Source organism: Pseudomonas sp. TSRC2-2, from assembly GCF_049897785.1.
GTDB lineage: Bacteria > Pseudomonadota > Gammaproteobacteria > Pseudomonadales > Pseudomonadaceae > Aquipseudomonas.
In genome coordinates this window covers 75422-97846 of record NZ_JAFCWZ010000002.1, presented here as the reverse complement: position 1 = coordinate 97846, position 22425 = coordinate 75422, and the positions used below count along the sequence as shown (strand labels likewise).

20 protein-coding genes are annotated in these 22425 nt (G+C 59.7%); 7 read left to right on the top strand and 13 right to left on the bottom strand.

Features of this window, described 5'->3' with window-relative positions:
- Positions 1-20 precede the first annotated feature (20 nt).
- Positions 21-1307, top strand: coding sequence for an AAA family ATPase (locus ACP7D9_RS03440; RefSeq protein WP_426155688.1), 1287 nt, complete (start codon positions 21-23; stop codon positions 1305-1307).
- On the top strand, positions 1304-1900 hold the full coding sequence (locus ACP7D9_RS03435; protein ID WP_426155687.1) for a hypothetical protein: 597 nt from the start codon (positions 1304-1306) through the stop codon (positions 1898-1900). The genes ACP7D9_RS03440 and ACP7D9_RS03435 overlap by 4 nt, the downstream gene beginning before the upstream one ends.
- Before the next feature lie 129 nt (positions 1901-2029).
- Here the strand turns inward: ACP7D9_RS03435 and ACP7D9_RS03430 are convergent, their stop codons facing one another.
- From ACP7D9_RS03430 to gcl, 9 genes are all read right to left on the bottom strand, one after another.
- Positions 2030-3217 (bottom strand): MFS transporter, encoded by a 1188-nt coding sequence (locus ACP7D9_RS03430; RefSeq protein WP_426155685.1) that lies wholly within the window; start codon positions 3215-3217, stop codon positions 2030-2032.
- Between the two features lie 166 nt (positions 3218-3383).
- The gene (locus ACP7D9_RS03425) at positions 3384-4382 is read right to left on the bottom strand and encodes a sulfate ABC transporter substrate-binding protein (RefSeq protein WP_095126517.1); all 999 of its coding nucleotides are present in this window, start codon (positions 4380-4382) and stop codon (positions 3384-3386) included.
- Between the two features lie 104 nt (positions 4383-4486).
- Entirely contained in the window at positions 4487-5311 is an 825-nt protein-coding gene (locus ACP7D9_RS03420) for an ion transporter (protein ID WP_041479613.1), read from the bottom strand.
- A 21-nt stretch (positions 5312-5332) separates the two neighbouring features.
- Entirely contained in the window at positions 5333-6247 is a 915-nt protein-coding gene (locus ACP7D9_RS03415) for an urea transporter (protein ID WP_426155682.1), read from the bottom strand.
- A 136-nt stretch (positions 6248-6383) separates the two neighbouring features.
- Positions 6384-7799 carry a pyruvate kinase gene (gene pyk, locus ACP7D9_RS03410; protein ID WP_426155680.1) on the bottom strand — a complete coding sequence of 472 codons (1416 nt, stop codon included), beginning with the start codon at positions 7797-7799 and terminating at the stop codon, positions 6384-6386.
- The gene (locus tag ACP7D9_RS03405; protein ID WP_426155678.1) at positions 7796-9070 is read right to left on the bottom strand and encodes a glycerate kinase type-2 family protein; all 1275 of its coding nucleotides are present in this window, start codon (positions 9068-9070) and stop codon (positions 7796-7798) included. Before ACP7D9_RS03405 ends, pyk begins: the two co-directional genes overlap by 4 nt.
- A gap of 162 nt (positions 9071-9232) precedes the next feature.
- Positions 9233-10126 carry a 2-hydroxy-3-oxopropionate reductase gene (locus ACP7D9_RS03400; protein ID WP_426155676.1) on the bottom strand — a complete coding sequence of 298 codons (894 nt, stop codon included), beginning with the start codon at positions 10124-10126 and terminating at the stop codon, positions 9233-9235.
- Between the two features lie 153 nt (positions 10127-10279).
- Entirely contained in the window at positions 10280-11062 is a 783-nt protein-coding gene (gene hyi / locus ACP7D9_RS03395) for a hydroxypyruvate isomerase (RefSeq protein ID WP_122691603.1), read from the bottom strand.
- A 139-nt stretch (positions 11063-11201) separates the two neighbouring features.
- Positions 11202-12977 (bottom strand): glyoxylate carboligase, encoded by a 1776-nt coding sequence (gene gcl, locus ACP7D9_RS03390; RefSeq protein WP_042607573.1) that lies wholly within the window; start codon positions 12975-12977, stop codon positions 11202-11204.
- Positions 12978-13245: 268 nt separating this feature from the next.
- Here gcl and ACP7D9_RS03385 point away from each other — a divergent pair, with 268 nt between their 5' ends.
- Both ACP7D9_RS03385 and ACP7D9_RS03380 read left to right on the top strand, forming a co-directional pair.
- Positions 13246-13686, top strand: a complete 441-nt coding sequence (locus ACP7D9_RS03385) for a GlcG/HbpS family heme-binding protein (protein ID WP_101158676.1) — start codon at positions 13246-13248, stop codon at positions 13684-13686.
- Between the two features lie 98 nt (positions 13687-13784).
- Positions 13785-14855 (top strand): alpha/beta hydrolase, encoded by a 1071-nt coding sequence (locus ACP7D9_RS03380; RefSeq protein WP_426155673.1) that lies wholly within the window; start codon positions 13785-13787, stop codon positions 14853-14855.
- A 163-nt stretch (positions 14856-15018) separates the two neighbouring features.
- Here ACP7D9_RS03380 and ACP7D9_RS03375 read toward each other — a convergent pair whose 3' ends face one another.
- Positions 15019-15624 (bottom strand): TetR/AcrR family transcriptional regulator, encoded by a 606-nt coding sequence (locus ACP7D9_RS03375; RefSeq protein WP_101158678.1) that lies wholly within the window; start codon positions 15622-15624, stop codon positions 15019-15021.
- A gap of 135 nt (positions 15625-15759) precedes the next feature.
- On the opposite strand from ACP7D9_RS03375, the gene ACP7D9_RS03370 reads away from it, so the two are divergent.
- Positions 15760-16674: a DUF808 domain-containing protein gene (locus ACP7D9_RS03370; protein WP_426155671.1), complete on the top strand. Its 915-nt coding sequence runs from the start codon at positions 15760-15762 to the stop codon at positions 16672-16674.
- Between the two features lie 173 nt (positions 16675-16847).
- On the opposite strand, the gene ACP7D9_RS03365 is transcribed toward ACP7D9_RS03370, so the two are convergent.
- Both ACP7D9_RS03365 and ACP7D9_RS03360 read right to left on the bottom strand, forming a co-directional pair.
- Positions 16848-17636, bottom strand: a complete 789-nt coding sequence (locus ACP7D9_RS03365) for an MlaA family lipoprotein (RefSeq protein WP_101158680.1) — start codon at positions 17634-17636, stop codon at positions 16848-16850.
- Positions 17629-18927, bottom strand: coding sequence for a serine/threonine protein kinase (locus ACP7D9_RS03360; RefSeq protein WP_101158681.1), 1299 nt, complete (start codon positions 18925-18927; stop codon positions 17629-17631). Before ACP7D9_RS03360 ends, ACP7D9_RS03365 begins: the two co-directional genes overlap by 8 nt.
- 224 nt (positions 18928-19151) lie before the next feature.
- Here ACP7D9_RS03360 and ACP7D9_RS03355 point away from each other — a divergent pair, with 224 nt between their 5' ends.
- Positions 19152-19520 carry a hypothetical protein gene (locus ACP7D9_RS03355; protein ID WP_426155668.1) on the top strand — a complete coding sequence of 123 codons (369 nt, stop codon included), beginning with the start codon at positions 19152-19154 and terminating at the stop codon, positions 19518-19520.
- Positions 19521-19613: 93 nt separating this feature from the next.
- Here ACP7D9_RS03355 and ACP7D9_RS03350 read toward each other — a convergent pair whose 3' ends face one another.
- Positions 19614-21209, bottom strand: a complete 1596-nt coding sequence (locus tag ACP7D9_RS03350) for a beta (1-6) glucans synthase (RefSeq protein WP_426155666.1) — start codon at positions 21207-21209, stop codon at positions 19614-19616.
- Between the two features lie 297 nt (positions 21210-21506).
- Here ACP7D9_RS03350 and ACP7D9_RS03345 point away from each other — a divergent pair, with 297 nt between their 5' ends.
- Entirely contained in the window at positions 21507-22358 is an 852-nt protein-coding gene (locus ACP7D9_RS03345) for a glycine betaine ABC transporter substrate-binding protein (RefSeq protein WP_426155664.1), read from the top strand.
- Positions 22359-22425 lie beyond the last annotated feature (67 nt).

The following is a 22425-nucleotide window of genomic DNA, read 5'->3' as shown; positions in this document are numbered from 1 at the left end:
AATGGATTGTGTTAAAGAGCTTGAAACTGAGCCACGTTGGACCTCTTCCTGAATTGGATGTGAAGTTCTCCAGTCGGTTGAACTTGATCACTGGTGACAATGGGCTAGGTAAAAGCTTTCTACTCGATATCGCATGGTGGGCCTTGACGCGAAAATGGCCTGGTGATTTAAACCGTGCGTTGACGGGGGCGGGAATGGTTCGCCCCACTGATCCCGCCAAGGCCAGCATCGAATTTTCCGTGTCCGCGAAAACAAGAGATGTTTCCTACAAGACGTCTTTCTCGCCATTGGATCAAGCATGGACAGGCAAGGCCGGGCGCCCGATTAATCCGGGACTGGTGCTCTATGCAATGGCCGATGGAAGTTTCGCTGCCTGGGATCCTGCAAGAAACTATTGGCTAAAAAAAGGCAATCTCGATGTGCAGGACCGAGTCCCAGGTTATGTTTTCAGCGCCAGGGAAATCTGGGATGGGTTGGTCGACAGTGAACGCGGTCTGCTATGCAACGGACTGATTGCGGATTGGGCTAGCTGGTACAAGGAGAAAGGTGAGTCCTATGACCATTTGTGTGCAGCACTTGCCAAATTGTCTCCTGAGGAAGGCGAAAGTCTTGTCCTCGGACCTCTGACTCGTATCAGTCTGGATGATCCTCGGGATATTCCGACTTTGAAAATGCCTTATGGTCAGGACGTTCCTGTTGTGCATGCGTCCTCGGGCATGAAGCGCGTGCTTGCCATTGCCTATCTGTTGGTCTGGAGTTGGCAGGAGCATGTCAAGGCTTCCGCATTGCTCGGGCAGGAGACAACTCCTCGTCTCACTTTTCTGATTGATGAAGTGGAGTCCCATCTTCACCCCCGGTGGCAGCGGTCGGTCGTCGGAGCACTTCTTGACGTGGTGACGGCGTTGTCCCCGAACGCGCAGGTGCAGATTCTGCTGGTGACTCATTCTCCACTGGTCATGGCATCCGTCGAACCTCGTTTCGATGATTCGCAAGATGCATGGTTCGATCTTGACCTCTCAAAAAATCTGGAAACCGGAGAAACCGAAGTTCAGTTCAAACAACGTCAATTTGTTCGTCTGGGCGAAGTATCTCGATGGCTGACCAGTGATGCGTTTGATTTGGGTAGCGCTCGATCTATTGAGGCTGAGAAAGCGCTGGAGGAAGCTTCCAGAATCTTGTCGGAAGAAGTCATTGATGAGCGGTTGGCGATTTGCCTTGATTCGAAATTACGGACACTTCTTGGAGATACCGATCCTTTCTGGATTCGATGGCGATACATCGGTATGAAGCAGGGCTGGTTGAAATGATTCCAGTACAGTTGAAACCTGAGCCAGCGACTTTTGATGCCAGGGTTCGGGTCCGTGGACTGGCATATCTGAAGAAAAACGGATTCGCTTTGCATCTCGGACTTCCTTCTGGCACAGAGCCGCCGTCTTATTGGAGAGAAAGCCTCGATGATTTACATGCCGCCTATGGCGGTGTATGCGCTTATCTGGGAATCTACTTTGAGCGTGTGAGTGGATTAAGCGTCGACCATTACATCGCCAAATCTACCAATGCCCAGGGTATTTACGAGTGGGATAACTATCGCCTCGCTTGTTCAACACTCAATAGCAGAAAGCGCGATTACAGTACGGTACTGGATCCTTGTTACCTGGCCAGTGATCTTTTTCGTCTTCAATTGTCGAGTGGCCATATTTACCCTAAACCAGGGCTGGCGGCGGCCCCGACACGGGTGATTGAACAGACTATTGAAAGACTTGGGCTCGATGACGCCACATGTCGTGAAATGCGTGCCAGGCGTTTTCAAGAGTACATTCAATACAATTTGCCTCAAGACTATCTAAAAATGATGTCGCCCTTCATATGGGCAGAAGCCAACCGACAAGGTCTTCTTTGACTCTTGATCGACGTCCGCCCCGTCAGAAACGCCACCCACATATCCTTATCCGCTAGCGTCCACTCTTTCATTCCGGCTCCCCCGTGCCGCTGGCCTGCTGGGACATCTTTGAATCGTTCGATTTGAGGTTCAAACCGTCGCCAGTGAGCGTCCCTGCGAAGCACTCAAAAACCGTAACAACGCCAACAGCGGAAACACACTCCCAACAATCACGATCCACAACCAGCCGCCATGTTCATACACAGCGCTGGCCACCGACGAGCCGAAGGCGCCGCCGATGAAGATGCTGGTCATGTACAAGGCGTTCAGTCGACCACGGCTTTTGGCGTCCAGCGAGTACACCGCGCGTTGGCCGAGGACCATGTTCATTTGTACGCAGAAGTCGAGCACCACGCCGGTTACAGCCAGGCCGATGACGCTGTAGGCGGGGTGGATGAAGGCGGGAAGGAAGCTCAGGCTGGCGAAGAGCATGGCCAGCAGCGAGGCGATGCGGGTGTGGCCGGCATCGGCGAGGCGGCCGCTGATTGGCGCGGCGATGGCACCGATGGCGCCGACCAGGGCGAAGATCGCGATTTCGCTTTGCGACAGGCCATGGTTGCGCGCCAGTTCCAGCGGCACGGCGGTCCAGAACAGGCTGAACGTGGCGAACATGCAGCCCTGATAAAACGCCCGCTGACGCAGCACCGGTTGCTGGCGCAGCAAAGTCCACAGCGAGCCGATCAGTTGGCCATACGTGGCGCTGTGATCGGACTGGCGCTTGGGCACGGTCAGCGCCAGCACTATGCTGATCGCCGCCATCAAGGCCGCAGCGATCATGAACATGGCGCGCCAGCCGAGGTGATCGGCGACCACGCTCGACACCGGTCGCGCCAGCAGAATACCCAGCAGCAAACCGCCCATGATCCCTCCGACCACCCGGCCACGGGATTCTTCCGGCGCCAGGTGCGCAGCGAGCGGAATCAGGACTTGCACCGACACCGAGCTGAACCCCACCAGCAACGAAATCAGCAAGAACACATTCGGCTGATCGGTAAACGCCGCCGCCAGCAGGCTGGCAATTGCCACTACGGTAGTGATGATCATCAACCGCCGGTTTTCCAGCAGATCGGCCAGCGGCACCAGAAAGAACAGGCCCAGTGCATAACCGATCTGGGTCAGCGAGACGATGAAACTCGCCATGGTGTCGGAGAGGCCGATGTCTGGCGCGATCAGGCCAATGATCGGTTGTGCGTAATAGATATTGGCAACGATGGCGCCGCAGCAGAATGCGAACAGCAGAACCATGCCTCGGGTCATTGCGTGAGGAGTGGTGGTCATGGGATTACTCGGGTCGGGCACAGGGAAAGCGGTGAAGGCTAATGGACAACGCGGGTTGGCAGAAGACAGTTTCGGATGATAACGGTTATTACGTTGTGTAATGACCGGTATCTGCGCTCGACAAAAAAGGCGACCGAGTGGGTCGCCTTTTTGTTGAGGTCAAACTTTACTGGCCGCTATAAATCTGATCGAACACCCCACCATCGTTGAAGTGGGTTTTCTGCACGGTGCGCCAGTCACCAAACGTCTTCTCCACCGAAAGGAAATCCACTTTAGGGAAACGGTCGGTGTACTTCGCCAGCACTGCCGGGTCGCGCGGGCGCAGGTAGTTGGCCGCAGCAATCTCCTGACCTTGCGGCGACCACAGGTACTTCAGATATTCATCAGCTGCCGCGCGCGAACCTTTTTTGTCGACGACTTTATCGACTACCGACACTGGCGGCTCGGCTTCGGCGGAGACGCTTGGGTAGACCACTTCAAACTGATCACGACCAAATTCGCGAGCGATCATTTCCGCTTCGTTTTCGAAGGTCACCAGCACGTCGCCGATCTGGTTGGTCATGAACGTGGTGGTGGCGGCGCGGCCACCGGTATCGAGCACTGGCGCTTGCTTGAACAGTTTGCCAACGAAGTCCTTGGCTTTGTTCTCGTCGCCGCCGTTTTTCAGCACATAGCCCCAGGCCGACAGATAGGTGTAGCGGCCGTTGCCGGAAGTTTTCGGGTTGGGCACGATCACTTGCACGCCATCCTTGAGCAGGTCCGGCCAGTCTTTCAGAGCTTTCGGGTTGCCCTTGCGGACGATAAACACCGTCGCCGAGGTAAACGGCGCGCTGTTGTTCGGCAGGCGCGTGACCCAGTTCTCCGGCACCAGTTTGCCGTTGTCGGCGAGGGCGTTGATGTCGGTGGCCATGTTCATGGTGATGACATCGGCCGGCAGGCCGTCGATCACCGAACGCGCCTGCTTGCTCGAACCACCGAAAGACATCTGCACGGTGATGTTCTCGTTGTGCTCGGCCTGCCAGTGTTTCTGGAACGCAGTGTTGTAGTCCTTGTAGAAATCGCGCATCACGTCGTAGGAAACGTTAAGCAGCGTCGGTGCTGCCTGAGCGATGTTGGCCAAGGCCAGGCCAGCGGCGAGAAGTGAGGCGCCAAAGAGTTTTTTCACTGCGCATTCCTTGTTCTGTGGGGGTGTTGAGTCAAAGGTGAGGCGATTTGCCAGCGACTATAACGGGCGCGCGATAGTCGCTTAAAGATTAAAAAGCTCTGTGCTTATTCCACTTTCTTGAACAGTTGACTGCCGCAACGCGAACAAAACGCCGCGCTTTGCTCGTGGCTCTTTTTCTGACATCCCGGGCAGTCATGTTGCAGCTGTTCGCCGCGCATGGCATTGGCCAGTTCTGCGGTAAAAATCCCCGTGGGCACGGCGATGATCGAGTAACCGGTGATCATCACCAGCGAGGAAATCACCTGGCCCAGAGGTGTCTTTGGCACGATGTCGCCGAAGCCCACAGTGGTCAAGGTGACGATCGCCCAGTAGATGCCCTTCGGAATGCTGGTAAAGCCGTGCTCTGGACCTTCGATCACGTACATCAGCGTGCCGAACACCGTGACCAGCGTGCACACGCTGACCAGAAACACGACGATTTTCTGCTTGCTGCCACGCAGCGCCGACATCAGGTAGTTGGCCTGCTTGAGGTACGGACTGAGCTTGAGCACGCGGAAAATCCGCAGCATCCGAATGATGCGGATGATCAGCAGGTACTGAGCATCGCTGTAATAAAGCGCGAGGATACCGGGCACGATCGCCAGCAGATCCACCAGCCCGTAAAAGCTGAAGGCATAGCGCAGCGGCTTGGGCGAGCAGTACAGACGCAGGATGTATTCGCCGAGAAAAATCGCCGTGAAACCCCACTCGATGTAGGCCAGCACGTCGGCGTAGTTGCGATGGATACTGTCGATACTGTCGAGCATCACAATCACCAGACTGGCGAGGATGATCAACAGCAGAATGCCGTCGAAGCGACGCCCGGCCGGGGTGTCGCTCTGGAAAATCATGACGTAAAGCCGTTCACGCCAATTGTTGCTGCTGTCCATGGATAACGCCTGAATCGAAGATCAGCGCAGCCTAGGGTGATTCTCCTCGTGAGCGCAAGACTCATGCGCAAGCGACGCTTTGCCAAGCATCTGAATGCCGGCGCGGATCAACCAGCAGGCAAGGATGAATGGCGCAGTCAGCGTCGCCAGCCCGAGGGCGGCAAACAGCGGCGTCACCAGCAAGGCCAGGACAATTGCGAGCAGCGGCAACCACGGATTTTGCCGTTGCGCGCTGAAGGCGAGGGCGGCGAGTACGGCGTTGTAGCCACCGAGCCCGAGCAGTGCGGCGGACGTTTCGTGATGCAGCAGACTGGAGCCGAGGCCGATCGCCGACGCCAGCAGCGCCCAGCAGAACGCCCGGCGATCGGCGAGCAGCAAACCGCTGGCGATCAACGCCCCGGCCAAGGGATGGTCGAGAAACATCACTTGCCCAAATCCGCGCAGTTCAGCAGCCAGCAGATTTGTCGTGTTCAGGTCGACCGATGCCATTGGCGCGGAGGGTTCGGCGAACACCAGCAGCACCCAACTGATCGCCACGAACGGCGAGGTATACGCCGGTATAGCGCGACTGCGGTACACGTGTTTGAGCCATTGCTGAGTGAGCATCGCGCTCAACCCGCCTGCCGCGAGAATCAGCGGTGGCAGCAACGGCGACCAAGGGAAATACAGGCTCAGCAGCAGGCCGAGCAGCACGCCGTTGTAGCTGAACAACCCGGCCTGGCGATCGGCTTTGGCGTAGTTGCGCCGCTGCGCGGTGAGCAGACCGGCAACGCCACCAAGCAGCGCCCCGGCAAACAGCACCGGCGCTGTCAGCAGAATCGCCAACAGACACAGCAGGCCGCACAGCGGATGGCGCTGGAAGAAAATCTGACTGAAACCGTTGAGCAAAGCCTCGGCCCAGTCGGGGCAGTGGGTGTTGAAGTGATTGGCAGGCATGGCAGTTCATTCGGTGCTGATCGTTCCCACGCGCCGCAAAGGAATGCCTCAAAGGACGCTCTGCGTCTGCTCTTGGGACGCAGAGCATCCCGGGCCGCATTCCCACGCAGAGCGTGGGAACGATCATGGTGGGGGGCTAGATCAACGTCTCGATGCGCAGGGAGTTGGTCGAACCCGGCTGGCCAAACGGCACGCCGGCAGTGATCAGCAGCGTGTCGCCACGCTCGGCCATGCCTTGTGCCTGGGCGATTTCCAGCGCAGTCGAGCAGACCTCGTCGACCTGGCGCAGGCGATCATTGACCACCGAATGAATCCCCCACGCCACGCTCAAGCGCCGCGCCGTTTGCAGGTTCGGCGTCAGATTGAGGATTGGCGCTTTCGGCCGCTCGCGCGATGCGCGCAGCGTCGAAGCGCCCGACTCGCTGTAATTGACCAGCACCGCCACCGGCAGCACGTTGCTGATCCGGCGGATCGCGCAACTGATCGCATCGGAAACCGTCGCCTCGGCTTTCGGCCGGCTGACGTCGAGCTGAGTCTGATAATCCGGGCCGTTTTCCACCTGACGAATGATCTTGCTCATCATCTGCACGGCTTCGAGCGGATACTCTCCCGAGGCGGTTTCCGCCGACAGCATCACCGCATTGGCGCCTTCGGCCACGGCGTTGGCGACGTCGGTGACTTCGGCGCGGGTCGGGGCCGGGGAGAAGCGCATCGACTCGAGCATCTGCGTCGCCACGACCACCGGTTTGCCGAGTTCGCGGCAAGTGGTGATGATGTTTTTCTGAATCTGCGGCACGCTTTCTGCCGGCACTTCAACACCCAGATCGCCGCGAGCGACCATGATTGCGTCGCTCAAACCAGCAATCTCACGCAGTTGCTCGACCGCTGAAGGCTTCTCGATTTTCGCCATCAGAAAGGCTTTGTCGCCGATCAATGCGCGGGCTTCAACAATGTCCTGAGGGCGCTGCACGAACGACAGCGCGACCCAGTCCACACCCAGCTCCAGACCGAAGCTCAGGTCGCGACGATCCTTGGCGGTCAACGGGCTGAGGTCGAGCACCGCTTGCGGCACGTTCACACCTTTGCGGTCGGACAGTTCGCCGCCGTTGAGCACGGTGGTGTCGATCGCATCGGCGTACTTGGTAACCACGCGCAGACGCAGCTTGCCGTCGTCGAGCAGCAAATCCATGCCGGCTTCCAGTGCGGCGATGATCTCGGGATGCGGCAGGTTCACCCGACGCTCGTCGCCCGGTGTCGCGTCGAGATCGAGGCGGAACGCCTGACCGCGATGCAGTTGCACCTTGCCTTCGGCGAACTTGCCGACGCGCAGTTTCGGCCCCTGCAAGTCCATGAGAATGCCCAGCGGATAGTTGAGCTGGCGCTCGACTTCGCGGATCCACTGATAGCGCTTGGCGTGGTCGGCGTGATCGCCGTGGCTGAAGTTCAGGCGGAAGATGTTGACCCCGGCCTCGACCAGTTCACGGATGTCGTCGATGCCGTCGACCGCAGGGCCGAGGGTGGCGAGGATTTTGACCTTTTTATCAGGCGTCATGATTTGCAGTTCTCAAGGATCAGGATGGCGCGGAAGTCGTTGACGTTGGTGCGGGTCGGCTCGGTGACGATCAGCGCATCGAGCGCCTGGAAGTAGCCGTAGCCGTTGTTGTTATCCAGCTCATCGCTGGCGCTTAAGCCCAGGGCGGCGGCGCGGGCGTAGCTGTCCGGGGTCATGATTGCGCCGGCGTTGTCTTCCGAGCCGTCGATGCCATCGGTGTCGCCGGCCAGCGCGTAGACGCCGGGCTGGCCCTTGAGGCTGTCGGTGAGGCTCAAGAGGAATTCGGCGTTACGCCCGCCACGACCATTGCCGCGCACGGTCACGGTGGTTTCGCCGCCGGAGAGAATCACGCACGGCGCCGCCAATGGCTGGCCGTGGTTGATGATCTGCCGGGCGATGCCGGCGTGGACTTTCGCCACTTCACGGGATTCGCCTTCCAGATCGCCGAGAATCAAGGTGCTGAAACCGGCCTGACGGCATTTCACCGCCGCGGCATCCAGCGATTGTTGCGGGCGGGCAATCAACTGGAAGTGGCTGCGAGCCAGACTCGGGTCGCCGGGTTTGACGGTTTCCGACTCGGGGCTTTGCAGCCAGTTGCGCACCGAGGCCGGAATGTCGATGCCGTAGCGTTTGATGATCGCCAGGGCTTCGGCGCTGGTGCTAGGGTCGGCCACGGTCGGGCCGGAGGCGATGACCGTGGCGAGGTCGCCGGGCACATCGGAAATCGCGTAGGTGTAAACCGTCGCCGGCCAGCAGGCCTTGCCGAGGCGGCCGCCCTTGATCGCCGAGAGGTGCTTGCGCACGCAGTTCATCTCGCCGATGGTCGCGCCGGATTTGAGCAGGGCCTTGTTGATCGATTGCTTGTCAGCCAGGGTGATGCCTTCGGCCGGCAAGGCGAGCAGGGCAGAGCCGCCGCCGGAGAGCAGAAAGATCACGCGGTCGTCTTCGGTCAGGTTGCTGACCAGTTCCAGCACGCGTTTGGCCACAGCCAGACCGGCGGCGTCCGGCACCGGATGCGCGGCTTCGACCACTTCGATTTTCTCGCACGGGGCGCCGTGTCCGTAGCGGGTGACGACCAGGCCCGTGACTTCGCCTTCCCAGCAGCGCTCGACCACTTGCGCCATGGCGGCAGCGGCTTTGCCGGCACCGATGACGATGACGCGACCGCTGCGGTCGGCGGGCAGATGGGCTTCAAGGACTTGGTTCGGATGCGCCGCGTCGATGGCTGTGGCAAACAGCTCGCGCAGCAGTTGTTGCGGATCGACCGACATGGCGGGCTCCCAATCTTATTGTTCTTGGTTAATGCTGATGATCGTTCCCACGCTCTGCGTGGGAATGCCTCAATGGACGCTCTGCGTCCGCTTCGGCAGGGACGCGGAGCGTCCCGGGCTGCATTCCCACGCGGAGCGTGGGAACGAGCGACGGGGCAGGCTTTATTTTTCGTCGCGAATCGAGAAATTGGCCATGTGCTCAAGGCCCTTGATCAGCGCCGAGTGGTCCCAGTTGCTGCCACCGATGGCCGCGCAGGTGCTGAACACTTGCTGAGCGTTGGCGGTGTTCGGCAGGTTGATGTTCAACTCCTTGGCGCCTTGCAGGGCCAGGTTCAGGTCCTTCTGGTGCAGGCTGATGCGGAAGCCCGGGTCGAAGGTGCCTTTGATCATGCGATCGCCGTGCACTTCAAGAATCTTCGAAGAAGCAAAACCGCCCATCAGCGCTTCACGCACCTTGGCCGGATCGGCGCCGTTTTTCGAAGCGAACAGCAGGGCTTCAGCGACAGCCTGAATGTTCAGCGCGACGATGATCTGGTTCGCCACTTTGGCGGTCTGGCCGTCGCCATTGCCGCCGACCAGGGTGATGTTCTTGCCCATGGCCTGGAACAGCGGCAGGGCGCGTTCGAAGGCATCGGCGTCGCCGCCGACCATGATGCTCAGGGTCGCGGCTTTGGCGCCGACTTCGCCGCCGGACACTGGCGCGTCGAGGTATTGCGCGCCTTTTTCGTTGATTTTCGCGGCGAAGGCCTTGGTGGCGGTCGGCGAAATCGAGCTCATGTCGATGACCACTTTGCCTTTGCCGACACCGGCCGCGACGCCGTCGGCACGGAACAGCACGTCATCGACCTGCGGGGTGTCCGGGACCATGACAATGATGAATTCAGCTTCCTGCGCGACTTCGCGCGGGTTGGCCAACGCGACGGCGCCAGCGGCGACCAGATCGGCCGGAGCTGCGTCGTGGTGCTGCGACAGGAACAGGCTGTGACCGGCTTTCTGCAGGTTCGCCGCCATTGGGTGGCCCATGATGCCGGTGCCGATGAATCCGATTTTAGCCATGAGAAAATCCTCTTGTTTTTGTCGTGCTCAAGCAAATTGGGGAACTGCTTTTTGTGGGAGCGGGCTTGCTCGCGAATGCGGTGGAACATTCAATCTCCGTGTTGACTGAACCACCGCATTCGCGAGCAAGCCCGCTCCCACAGGGGATCTGCATCAAATTGCGTTATGAGTTTTCAGCCAGCCGAGGCCCGCCTCGGTGGTGGTCAGCGGCTTGTATTCGCAGCCGACCCAGCCCTGATAACCGATGCGGTCGAGGTGTTCGAACAGGAAGCGGTAGTTGATCTCGCCAGTGCCCGGTTCGTTGCGCCCGGGGTTGTCCGCGAGCTGCACATGGTTGATCTCGCCCAGGTGCGATTGCAGGGTGCGGGCCAGATCGCCTTCCATGATTTGCATGTGATAGATGTCGTATTGCAGGAACAGATTGGCGCTGCCGACCTGTTCGCGAATTGACAGGGCCTGCGCCGTGTTGTTCAGGTAGAAACCGGGAATGTCGCGGGTGTTGATCGCTTCCATCACCAGTTTGATGCCCACCGCTTGCAGCTTGTCGGCGGCATATTTGAGGTTGGCGACGAAGGTCTTTTCCACGGTGGCATCGTCAACGCCTTGCGGGCGGATACCGGCCAGGCAGTTGACCTGGGTGTTGCCCAGTACTTGTGCATAGGCGATCGCCAGATCAACCCCGGCGCGGAACTCTTCGACCCGATCCGGCAGGCAGGCGATACCGCGCTCGCCCTTGGCCCAGTCACCGGCCGGCAGGTTGAACAGCACTTGGGTCAGCCCGTTGGCCTCAAGTTTTGCCTTGATTTCAGCCGAGCTGAAGTCGTACGGGAACAGGTATTCCACGCCACTGAAACCGGCCTTGGCGGCGGCGTCGAAACGGGCAAGGAAATCCTGTTCGGTGAACAGCATGGACAGGTTGGCTGCGAAACGCGGCATGGTGGTCTCCCGTAAATCTTGTGAGGATCCCCTGTGAGAGCGGGCTTGCTCGCGAAAGCGGTGGGGCAGTCGACATTGATGTCGGAGGTGATATCGCCTTCGCGAGCAAGCCCGCTCCCACAGGGAGAGCGGTCAGCAGTTAGTCAAGCAACGAAATCGCCGTCGGCGCGTCATTGCCGACCAGAGCCAGGTCTTCGAACTCGTTGACCGCGTTGATCTCGGTACCCATGGAGATGTTGGTCACACGCTCCAGAATGATCTCGACGATCACCGGCACCTTGAACTCTTCGATCATCTGCTCGGCCTTGCGCAGGGCAGGGGCGATTTCTGATGGTTCGAACACACGCAGCGCTTTACAGCCGAGGCCTTCGGCGACTGCGATGTGGTCAACCCCGTAACCGTTGAGTTCCGGCGCGTTGAGGTTATCGAAGGACAGCTGCACGCAGTAGTCCATTTCGAACCCGCGCTGGGCCTGACGGATCAGGCCCAGGTACGAGTTGTTCACCACAACGTGGATGTACGGCAGTTTGAACTGAGCGCCGACCGCCAGTTCCTCGATCATGAACTGGAAATCATAGTCCCCCGACAGGGCCACGACTTTGCGATTCGGATCGGCCTTCACCACGCCCAGCGCCGCCGGAATGGTCCAGCCCAACGGGCCGGCCTGGCCGCAGTTGATCCAGTGACGCGGCTTGTACACGTGCAGGAACTGCGCGCCGGCAATCTGCGACAGACCAATGGTGCTGACGTAGCAGGTGTCCTTGCCGAACACCTGGTTCATTTCTTCGTAAACGCGCTGCGGCTTGACCGGCACGTTGTCGAAGTGCGTCTTGCGATGCAGGCTGGCCTTGCGCTGCTGGCAATCCTGCAGCCAGGCGCTGCGGTTTTTCAGCTTGCCAGCGGCTTGCCATTCACGGGCCACTTCGATGAACACGGTCAGCGCTGCCGCAGCGTCGGAAACGATGCCCAGATCCGGCGTGAACACACGGCCGATCTGCGTGCCTTCGATGTCGACGTGAATGAACTTGCGGCCTTCGGTGTACACGTCAACCGAACCGGTGTGGCGGTTGGCCCAACGGTTACCGATGCCCAGCACCACGTCGGATTTGAGCATCGTCGCGTTGCCGTAACGGTGCGACGTCTGCAGACCGACCATGCCGACCATCAGCGGGTGATCGTCCGGGATAGTGCCCCAGCCCATCAGGGTCGGGATGACCGGGATGCCGGTCAGTTCGGCGAACTCGACCAGCAGATCGCTGGCATCGGCGTTGATGATGCCGCCACCGGCGACCAGCAACGGACGCTCGGCCTGATCCAGCAGCGCCAGAGCCTTCTCGACCTGCACGCGGGTCGCAGTCGGTTTGGCCAGTGGCAGCGGCTGGTAGGCGTCGATGTCGAATTCGATCTCGGCCATCTGCACGTCGAATGGCAGATCGATCAGCACCGGGCCTGGACGGCCGGAACGCATTTCGTAAAAAGCTTTCTGGAACGCGTAAGGCACCTGGCCCGGTTCCAGAACCGTGGTCGCCCACTTGGTTACTGGCTTGACGATGCTGGTGATGTCGACAGCCTGGAAGTCTTCCTTGTGCATACGGGCCCGGGGTGCCTGGCCGGTAATGCAGAGGATTGGAATCGAGTCGGCCGAGGCGCTGTAGAGCCCGGTGACCATGTCAGTACCGGCCGGGCCGGATGTACCGATGCACACGCCGATATTGCCGGCCTTGGTGCGGGTGTAGCCCTCGGCCATGTGCGAGGCGCCTTCAACGTGGCGAGCAAGGACGTGATCGATGCCACCGACCTTCTGCAAGGCGGAGTACAGCGGGTTGATCGCTGCGCCCGGGATGCCAAAAGCGGTATCGACCCCTTCACGGCGCATCACCAGAACGGCGGCTTCGATTGCTCTCATTTTGCTCATGGTTTTGTGCCTCTTTACGTTTTATAATTGTATACAAGTGGCTTTGCGCAGAGTGTATTCACGGCGGACGGCGCAGGTCAATCCATTTTCTCAAGCGCCTGTTTCATTCGTCGCAAGCCCGTTGTGCTGTGGCTTTTCGTCGCATGTGGCGCCTTTCGAGAATTATTGTATACAAAAAAATAACTCATTGTGTTCTATTTGTGGCATCGGACTGCGGCACAGACGCGCAGTCCCACGACTTTCCCTATAACAAAATGAGGACGGCACCATGAGCGCTTTAACCTTGAAAGTCGCAGTCAACCTGGTCAGCGAAGCCATCAATGCAGGGCGCGGCATCAACGCCGCACCGCTGACCATCGCGGTGCTCGACACCGGCGGGCACCTGATTGCCCTGCAACGCGAAGACGGCGCCAGCCTGTTGCGCCCCGACATCGCCATCGGCAAAGCCTGGGGCGCCATCGCATTGGGCAAAGGCTCACGCCTGCTCGCCCAGGACGCCCAGCAACGCCCGGCCTTTTTTTCTTCGTTGAACAGCATGGGGCAGGGCAGCGTTGTGCCGGCGCCGGGTGGTGTGTTGATTCGCAATCAGGCGGGTGAAGTGCTGGGCGCGATCGGGATCAGTGGGGATTTGTCGGATGTGGATGAGCAAGTCGCGATCAGTGCGGTGGAGGCGCTGAAGTTACGCGCGGATGCGGGGGTAGCGGCCTGAGTGAGATAATTCACCACGACTGATGTGGTAATGATGACGAAGCGGGGCGGGGTCTATAGACTGCCGCCCCTCTCGTTTATGTATCAAGGAAGATTCGCGTGAAGACGCTATTTGCCCTCTCTCTGGCCACGGCCATGACCCTCTGTACTCCCGCCCTGCATGCGGCGCAAGCACCTGACGCCGACGAAATCGCGTTCAATGCGCTCAGCCCGGTGGTCTCTGCATTGATCAATGCAGACGATGCCCAGGAACTGATGGATCGTGCCGAAAAGCTCGAATCATCCGATACGTTGCAGGCCATTGCGGTGTATCTGGCCGCCACCCGTGAAGACCCCAAACAATTGCAGGCGCCTTATCAGGTCGCGGCGCTGTTTGCTCGGCGTGGCGATGACAAATTGGCCGAACGCTTTCTACGTGAAGCCGATGACCGCGGCCTGTGGTTCGGCCCGTTGATGGCCGGCGATGAAGACTTCGCCGATCTGCGCGAATCTGGCACCTATAAAAGCGTCCTGGCCAACGCTCAGGAGCGCTACAGCAAAATGGCCGTCGGCAAGGTTGGCGCGATCTCCGTGCTTGATCCGTCGGCCAGCATCCCCGTCCCCAAAGCCTGTCGGCCGGTGGTGGTCTGGCTCCACGGTTATGGCGTCAACGGCGAGCTCGATGAAGATTACCAACCGCTGGCCGACACCGGCGCAGTGATTATGGGGATCAATGGCACAGAAATGATCAACGCGGTCGACAGCTTCCGTTGGATCGGCCCCGGCTTCGAAGGCACCCATCAAGCCGTGCAGAACGGGCTCAAAGCGTTGGAAGCCCAGCAATGCATCGACCGTAAACGCGTGTTCCTCATGGGCTTTTCGCAGGGCTCGCAACACGCCGGCGCTCTGTTGGCGCAGCACCCGGACCAATACGCCGGCGCGCTGCTGCTGTCACCCGGCGGCATGCAACCGACGCCCACCGAAAGCAAAGCGCGCGGCAAGCGTGTATTTGTCATCAACGGCAAAGAGGAAGGGCCACGTAATCAGCAGATGAGCGCCGATTTCCGTCAATTGTTCAGCGAAGGCAACGAGGTCAAATCCCGTGTCCATGAGGCTGGACACACCTTCCCCGCCGACTGGAGCACTTCGCTGCCACAGGCACTGCGCTGGTTGATGGGGGAGGAGGCTTGAGCGCCAAGGGTCACTGCGAATGAGCAGGATATCCTTCTGATCATTGGCGCCTGATCGAAAGCCATCGCTGGCAGCTCCCGCAGGATTCTCTGTCGTATTGAGATGTTGTAACCAATACAAAGCCCTGTGGGAGCTGGCTTGCCAGCGATAGCGGTAAGTCTGTTCAGTCCGGCTCACACCCCTTCAACACCAACCGGATGATCGTCTGCGCTGCCGCTTCATAATCGGCTTCATCGAGCTTGTCTTTCCCGGTCACTGCAGAAATCTGCCAGTCGAAGTCGGCGTAAGTCTGGGTGGCGGCCCAAATGCTGAACATCAGGTGGTTGGGGTCGATCGGGGCGATCTGGCCGCGGTCGATCCAGCTCTGGATGCAGGCGATGTTGTGCTTGGCCTGGCTGTTGAGCTGCTCGACCAGGTCGGCGCTCAGATGCGGGGCGCCGTGCATGATCTCGCTGGCAAACACCTTGGAGGCGTAGGGCAGGTCGCGGGAGATGCGGATCTTCGAGCGGATGTAGCCACTCAGCACCTCGCTCGGCACGCCGTCCGGGTTGAACGGGGTCGAGGCCTGAAGAATCGGCTCGATGATGCTTTCCAGCACCTCGCGATAGAGGTTTTCCTTGGATTTGAAGTAGTAGTAGACGTTGGGCTTGGGCAATCCCGCCTTGGCGGCGATGTCGCTGGTTTTGGTCGCCGCAAAGCCCTTGTCGGCAAACTCTTCGCTGGCGGCGCGCAGGATCAGTTCTTTGTTTCGCTCGCGGATTGTGCTCATAAACCCGGTGGTTCCTTGCCTGTTCTGGCGGTGGCGCATGGTAGCACCGGCCTTGAGCGGCGCTCAACAATGCAGCCTGTGGCTGGCGGTCGCGCTATGCTTGGCAACATTCATACACAGAAGGAAACAGGATTCATGGCAGGAAGCAGTTTGCTGGTGCTGATCGATGACATCGCCACCGTTCTGGATGACGTTGCATTGATGACGAAAATGGCCGCGAAGAAGACTGCCGGGGTGCTGGGTGATGATCTTGCGCTCAATGCCCAGCAGGTTTCGGGCGTGCGCGCCGAGCGGGAAATTCCCGTGGTCTGGGCGGTGGCCAAGGGCTCGTTCGTCAACAAACTGATCCTCGTGCCGTCGGCGCTGGCGATCAGCGCCTTCGTGCCATGGCTGGTAACGCCGCTGTTGATGGTCGGCGGTGCGTATTTGTGCTTCGAAGGTTTCGAGAAGCTTGCGCACAAGTTCTTGCACAGCAAAGAGGAAGACGCAGCCGGGCATGCGCAGTTGACCGAAGCCGTCGCCGATCCGGCCACCGATCTGGTGGCGTATGAAAAGGACAAGATCAAAGGCGCGATCCGCACCGACTTCATCCTCTCGGCGGAAATCATCGCCATCACCCTCGGCACCGTGGCCGACGCCTCGCTGACCCAGCAGGTGGTGGTCATGTCCGGCATCGCCATCGTCATGACCGTGGGCGTTTACGGTTTGGTGGCGGGCATTGTCAAACTCGACGATCTGGGTCTGTGGCTGACGCAGAAGCCCGGGCAGATGGCGAAAAAGATTGGCGGCGGCATTCTCAGCGCCGCGCCGTACATGATGAAAACCCTGTCGGTGGTCGGTACGGCGGCGATGTTCCTGGTTGGCGGCGGCATCCTTACCCATGGCGTGCCGGTGCTGCATCACTGGATCGAAGGCGTCGGCGCAGCGGCGGGCAGTGCCGGGTTCGCCGTGCCGATGCTGCTCAACGGTGTTGCGGGGATCATTGCCGGTGCGGTGGTGTTGGCGGTGGTGACTGTCGTGGGCAAGCTCTGGCGCGCAATCAGAAGCTGAACATGAAACCTGTGGGAGCGGGCTTGCTCGCGAATGCGGAACGCCAGTCGACATGGATATTGACTGATCCACCGTATTCGTGAGCAAGCCCGCTCCCACATTCTGATTTGTGTTGAGCCACAAAAAAGGGCCATTCGACGTGCATCGAATGGCCCTTTTTGTACCCGCCGAGATTACTCGGCGATCTGCAGCTTGCGCGCCTCGGTGTAGACGTACCGCACTTTCTCGTACTCGAACGGCGAGTTCATCTGGCCGTAACGGAAACTGGTCTGGTAGCGCTTGTCGATTGCACGCAAGGCCCAGACTTCCGGATGGTTGGAGCTGACTTCCGCGACATTGAGGAAGTTGATCGCGGTGTCGGCGGTGTAGTCCACGGCCAGACCCGCGGTGTCGCGGATGTTCGACGGGCCGAAGATCGGCAGTACGAAGTAGGCGCCGCCCGGTACGCCGTAGAAACCCAGGGTCTGACCGAAGTCTTCGTTCTGGCGTGGCAGGCCCATGGCGGTGGCCGGGTCCCACAGGCCGGCGATGCCGATCGTGGTGTTGAGCAACAGGCGCGCAGTGGTTTCCATCGAGCGCTGACCCTTGAACTGCAGCAGGCTGTTGACCAGATTCGGTACGTCGCCAATGTTGTTGAAGAAGTTGCTCACCCCGGTGCGCACAAAGCTTGGCGTGATATAGCGATAGCCATCGACCACCGGCAGGAACACCCATTGGTCGAAGCGGTAATTGAAGTGGTAAACCCGGCGGTTCCACGATTCCAGCGGGTCATAAACGTTCAGCGCGTTGAGCGTCGAGCGCTCGAACTCGCGCTGGTCCAGGCCCGGGTTGAATTTGAGTTTGGTCAGCGGCTCCTTGAAGCCGTCGCTGTCGACCACCACCGGTGCATCGGCTTTGCTGTTGTCGGCCTGGGCCACGCCTGCACAGAGGAGCGCTGCAATCAGCAGGAGATATTTAGCCACGGAAGAACTCCAGCATGGCGTCGCTGTTGACGCGGTAGTTAAGGTTGCCGCAGTGGCCGCCCAGTGGGTAAACGGTCAGGCGATCACCGAAGGTTTTACGCAAAAAGCCCAAATCGCCAGGGCCGAGGATGACGTCGTCGGCGTTGTGCATCACGGCGATTTTCGGGCTGTCGTGCAGATAATCCTTGAGTGCATACAGGCTGACCTGATCGATCAGTTGCAGCAGGCTGCCGCCGTCGGTTCGCGCACGCCACATCGGAATAACCTGTTCGGTGATGTAGCAGTCGAAGTCGCATTGCAGCGCACGCTTGAGGAACGGCGTGAGGCTGGTGCCTTCGGTGATAGGGAATTTCGGCGGGGTGATCAGGCCACGACGGTTGACCAGGTCCGAGGTGTAGGCAATATCGGCCGCCGAGAAGCGGAACGACGTGCCGATGAGCATGGCCATCTGTTCGTTGGTCAGGTGCTGCTTGGACTGCTGGAAGTCATACAGCAGCGCATCGTTGAGATCGATGTAACCTTTCTGCTGGAAGTAGCGGGTCAGCTTGGTCAGCACCAGTTCGTAGAACGTGGTGCTGCTGTTGATGCCCTTGACCTCGGTCTGCACCAGCTTGTCGAGGTTGGTCACCGAGGTATAGAGATTGACCGGCGGGTTGAGCAGCAGGACTTTCTTGAAGTTGAAGCTGCGGCGGGTCTCGTCCAGATGCGCGACGAACGCGGCATCGAGAGCGCCGAGGCTGTAACCGGTCAGGTAGTACTCGGTCACCGGCAGTTTCGGGTTTTGCGCGCGGACCGCCTGCATCACCCGGTACATGTCTTCGGCGTCTTCCTTGGTCACGCCCGGGGTGGCGAAACGCGAGGCGGCGCTGATGAAGTCGAAGCTGGTCGGCGAAGACAGCTGCACGACGTGGTAGCCGGCCTTGTAATAAAGCTTTTTCAGGTATTCGTTGAGCGTGCTGTCAAAGCGCGCGCCAGTGCCGGCGATCAGAAAGATCAGCGGCGCCGGTTTGTCCTGCGTGGCGATGCGATAGGTGAGTTTTTTGACTGCCCAGAAATTGTCCGGCAGCTGGAACTCGCGCTCCGGGCGCAGGGTGAGGCTGCGGTCCGTTTGATTGATGTCGTCGTCCAGCGGCAGCTCCGGACGCAGATCCGGTGGTGTCGTGGCGATCGTCGCCTCGAACGGGTTGGTCAGCGGGTAGCCATAGCTGGCGGCGTCGATATCCACCGCCAGCGCGGACGCACTCAAGATAAGGCCGCTGAACAGCGCGGCGAAGCGCAAGGAACGGAGCATGACTAGATCCCTTAGAGGAAGGTGCCGATTGAAGTTCGCAGGCTATGACCTCCGGCCGTGCGCCAAAGTGCCATGCTGCGGCACCAAACAGGCGGAATTCGGAGTAATAGTAGCTGGACGATACACTTTGCACGGCCTGAATGAACAGTTAAGTGTTGTTAGCGCTTGCGTATGCAGGGCGGCAGATTAAGCTGGCGGCCGATTTCCGTAGATTGGAGTGCTTCATGTCCCGCCGCTTGCCTGTGATTGTGCTGCTCGTTTTGTTGCCGCTGTGGCTGGCCGCCAGTTATGCCGCGCGCTATGGCTTTATGGAAGACGGGCAGTGGGTGGGCATCTGCGTCGAGGAGGCCAGCCGTTGGGAGTGCGTGGTGCGCTCGAACCTCGGATTGATGATCCATTTCAAGGTGCTGGGCTGGGCAGCGGTGGGCATGGCGCTGATCGGTTTTGTCGTGCCGGGGCGGGGAGGATGGTGGCTGGCGGTACTGGCGCTGGTGTTCGGGATGCCGGCATTGGCGTTGTACAACACCACCTTGGCGGTGTTTGCGGTGGTAATTGCCGGGTTGCGCCTGGTCAGATCCTCACGCGGTGCGTGATTTGAGAGATCGCAGCCTTCGGCAGCACCTACAATGGCACACCCTGCATCTGTAGGCGCTGCCGAAGGCTGCGATCTTTTGATCTTGCTCTGGTCAGCCCTTGCGAACCCGCAGACAGCGCCACAACGCCACCACCACCAAGCCACTGACCAGCGCCCAACCCCAGGCCTGCTGATTCAGCAACCCTTCCTGATACAACTGCGGCGCAATCCCGGCACCGACGATAAACGCCAGCAAGGCGATCTCCCGACGCGGCACGCTCACCGGCCGGCACAGGTACACCAGCGCCGGCAGCACGAACGCCATGCTGGCGAAACTGCGATAGCGCGGATCGAACACCATCTCCAGCACCATCACCGCAGCGGCAAAACCGGCCGCCGCGACCAGCCAGCCGGCGCGACGCTCGAGAAAATCGAATGCTCGCGCGCGCCAACCGATACGTGCACTCAACGTCAGCGCGGCATGCGCGAGCACCAACAGATTCAGCCCGGTCAGCAAGCCGACCCACAGCCATTCGCCAGCAAATCGCGTGGTCAGCCGCGCCAGATCAGCCCAGGCGCCAATTGAACAAGCAGCGACGGCACCGAGCAATGGCAGCAGCAGTGCCGAGCGCACGGTGCGAACGCGTCCACCTAGAATCAACGTACCGAGGAAAATCACAGCGCCAACCGCCAGCCATTCTTTCCAGTACGGCACGTTGCTCACCGGCCCGGCAAGCACGCCTTTGTCCTGCCGATCGGCATCGAACAGCCCCCAATAACCGCCGACGGCGCCTTCACTGCCGCGCTTCCATGGCTGATCGAAGGCTTCGATGAGGTTGTAACGCCAGCCTTCCTGCTCGGCCATCGTCACAAACCCACGAATGAATTTCGCCTCGTTGACCCGGCTCGGCACGGCGGTTTCGCGCTGACGGCCTTCGCTCGGCCAGCCGGTTTCGCCGATCACCACGTCTTTGGGGGCGAATTTGTTGCCGAACACCTGGCGCACATCCGCCACATGCCGCAGCGCGACGTCGATGTTCGAGGGATCGTCTTCCCAGTACGGCAGCAAATGGATAGTGAGGAAATCCACGGCCGGGGCAATTTCCGGGTGCTTGAGCCAGAATTCCCAGACATCGGCGTAAGTTACCGGTTGCTTGACCTGGCTTTTGACCTTGTCGATCAGCCGGGCCAGTTGTGCGCCGGTAACCTCTTTGCGCAGCAGCGCCTCGTTGCCGACGATGACTGCCGTGACCACGTCGGGGTTGGCGTTGGCGGATTTGATCAGCAGCTCGACTTCCTGCTCGGTATCCACGGGGTTGCTGTTGACCCAGGCGCCGATCATCAACTTCAGACCGTGTTTGCGCGCAAGATCGGGCAGGGCGTCGAGGCCGGTCATCGAATAGGTGCGGATACATTCAAAGCGCGTTGCCAGTAGCGCAAGGTCGGCATCCATGCGCTCAGGGCGCAACTTGAACGGCACGTCGAACGGCGACTGATCCTTGTCGAACGGCGTGTACGAGGCGCATTGCAGCTTGTGCGTCGGCGTCGCGGCGTCCGGCAGGATCACCGGTTGGCCGAGGCCATACCAGAAACCGCCAAGGGCCAGGAGCCCGAGCAGACAGGCGAACAGATAAGGCACAAAAGGAAATCGGTACGTCGCGGACATGATCAGGCCGAGTGGCTGCAAAGCGACGCATGTTACCTGCATTTATAGAAAGGCAGGTGGCCTGCAGGCGTTATACATGCAAAGTTCGGGCGGATTGTCTGGCGTCAATTAATCTCGCTTGATTAATGGCTTTCTGATGTCGTTTCTCGCTGCCTTGAGGTCGCTGACAGAGCAGGTCGCCGGCCGCTTGAGGTTGATGATCAAACTATCAGTACCCTTTTTGAAAAATCGGCTGATGTTCGGTGTGTGAGGTCCGGCGTGATGGGGGCGCTGTGCACCATAACAATACGTTGACGATGCCCGGCATCCGTCGGGCGCAGCATTTCGGGGAAGTAAACGATGAAGATGCGACGACTTTTAGGCGCAGGTGCCGCTCTGGCGCTTGCGATGAGTGCCACTTTCGCCAACGCTGAAAAACAGACCCTGAACATCGGTTACGTTGACGGCTGGTCCGACAGCGTCGCGACCACTCACGTGGCGGCCGAAGTGATCAAACAGAAACTCGGTTATGACGTGAAGCTGCAGGCCGTCGCCACCGGGATCATGTGGCAGGGCGTGGCCACCGGCAAACTCGATGCCATGCTCTCGGCCTGGCTGCCCGTGACCCACGGTGACTATTGGACGAAAAACAAGGATCAGGTCGTCGATTACGGCCCGAACTTCAAGGACGCGAAGATCGGCCTGATCGTACCCGAGTATGTCAAAGCCAAATCGATCGAAGACCTGAAGACTGACGACACCTTCAAAAACCGTATTGTCGGCATCGACGCCGGTTCAGGCGTGATGCTCAAGACCGATCAGGCGATCAAGGATTACGGCCTGGACAAGTACAGCCTCAAGGCCAGTTCCGGCGCCGGCATGATTGCCGAGCTGACCCGCGCCGAGAAGAAAAACGAATCCATCGCCGTCACCGGTTGGGTGCCGCACTGGATGTTCGCCAAATGGAAACTGCGCTTCCTCGACGACCCGAAAGGCGTGTATGGCCAGGCTGAAACGGTGAACAGCATCGGCAGCAAAGGCCTGGAAGCCAAGGCGCCGGAAGTGGCCAAGTTCCTGAAAAACTTCCAGTGGGCGTCGAAAGACGAAATCGGCGAAGTCATGCTGGCGATTCAGGATGGTGCCAAGCCTGATGCAGCGGCCAAGGATTGGGTGGCCAAACACCCGGATCGCGTGGCTGACTGGACCAAATAACAGCTTCACCGCCTAACTCTGTGGGAGCGGGCTTGCTCGCGAAAGCGGTCTGTCAGTTGACTGATGT

Excerpts from the sequence above, each read along its gene's own strand:
- pyk (WP_426155680.1), bottom strand. The coding sequence starts at position 7,799 with ATGACGCCTGATAAAAAGGTCAAAATCCTCGCCACCCTCGGCCCTGCG.
- ACP7D9_RS03415 (WP_426155682.1), bottom strand. The coding sequence starts at position 6,247 with ATGCCTGCCAATCACTTCAACACCCACTGCCCCGACTGGGCCGAGGCT.
- ACP7D9_RS03420 (WP_041479613.1), bottom strand. The coding sequence starts at position 5,311 with ATGGACAGCAGCAACAATTGGCGTGAACGGCTTTACGTCATGATTTTC.
- ACP7D9_RS03405 (WP_426155678.1), bottom strand. The coding sequence starts at position 9,070 with ATGTCGGTCGATCCGCAACAACTGCTGCGCGAGCTGTTTGCCACAGCC.
- ACP7D9_RS03435 (WP_426155687.1), top strand. The coding sequence starts at position 1,304 with ATGATTCCAGTACAGTTGAAACCTGAGCCAGCGACTTTTGATGCCAGG.
- ACP7D9_RS03355 (WP_426155668.1), top strand. The coding sequence starts at position 19,152 with ATGTCCCGCCGCTTGCCTGTGATTGTGCTGCTCGTTTTGTTGCCGCTG.
- ACP7D9_RS03370 (WP_426155671.1), top strand. The coding sequence starts at position 15,760 with ATGGCAGGAAGCAGTTTGCTGGTGCTGATCGATGACATCGCCACCGTT.
- ACP7D9_RS03385 (WP_101158676.1), top strand. The coding sequence starts at position 13,246 with ATGAGCGCTTTAACCTTGAAAGTCGCAGTCAACCTGGTCAGCGAAGCC.
- ACP7D9_RS03350 (WP_426155666.1), bottom strand. The coding sequence starts at position 21,209 with ATGCAGGTAACATGCGTCGCTTTGCAGCCACTCGGCCTGATCATGTCC.
- ACP7D9_RS03360 (WP_101158681.1), bottom strand. The coding sequence starts at position 18,927 with ATGCTCCGTTCCTTGCGCTTCGCCGCGCTGTTCAGCGGCCTTATCTTG.
- ACP7D9_RS03345 (WP_426155664.1), top strand. The coding sequence starts at position 21,507 with ATGAAGATGCGACGACTTTTAGGCGCAGGTGCCGCTCTGGCGCTTGCG.
- ACP7D9_RS03400 (WP_426155676.1), bottom strand. The coding sequence starts at position 10,126 with ATGGCTAAAATCGGATTCATCGGCACCGGCATCATGGGCCACCCAATG.
- gcl (WP_042607573.1), bottom strand. The coding sequence starts at position 12,977 with ATGAGCAAAATGAGAGCAATCGAAGCCGCCGTTCTGGTGATGCGCCGT.
- hyi (WP_122691603.1), bottom strand. The coding sequence starts at position 11,062 with ATGCCGCGTTTCGCAGCCAACCTGTCCATGCTGTTCACCGAACAGGAT.
- ACP7D9_RS03430 (WP_426155685.1), bottom strand. The coding sequence starts at position 3,217 with ATGACCACCACTCCTCACGCAATGACCCGAGGCATGGTTCTGCTGTTC.
- ACP7D9_RS03375 (WP_101158678.1), bottom strand. The coding sequence starts at position 15,624 with ATGAGCACAATCCGCGAGCGAAACAAAGAACTGATCCTGCGCGCCGCC.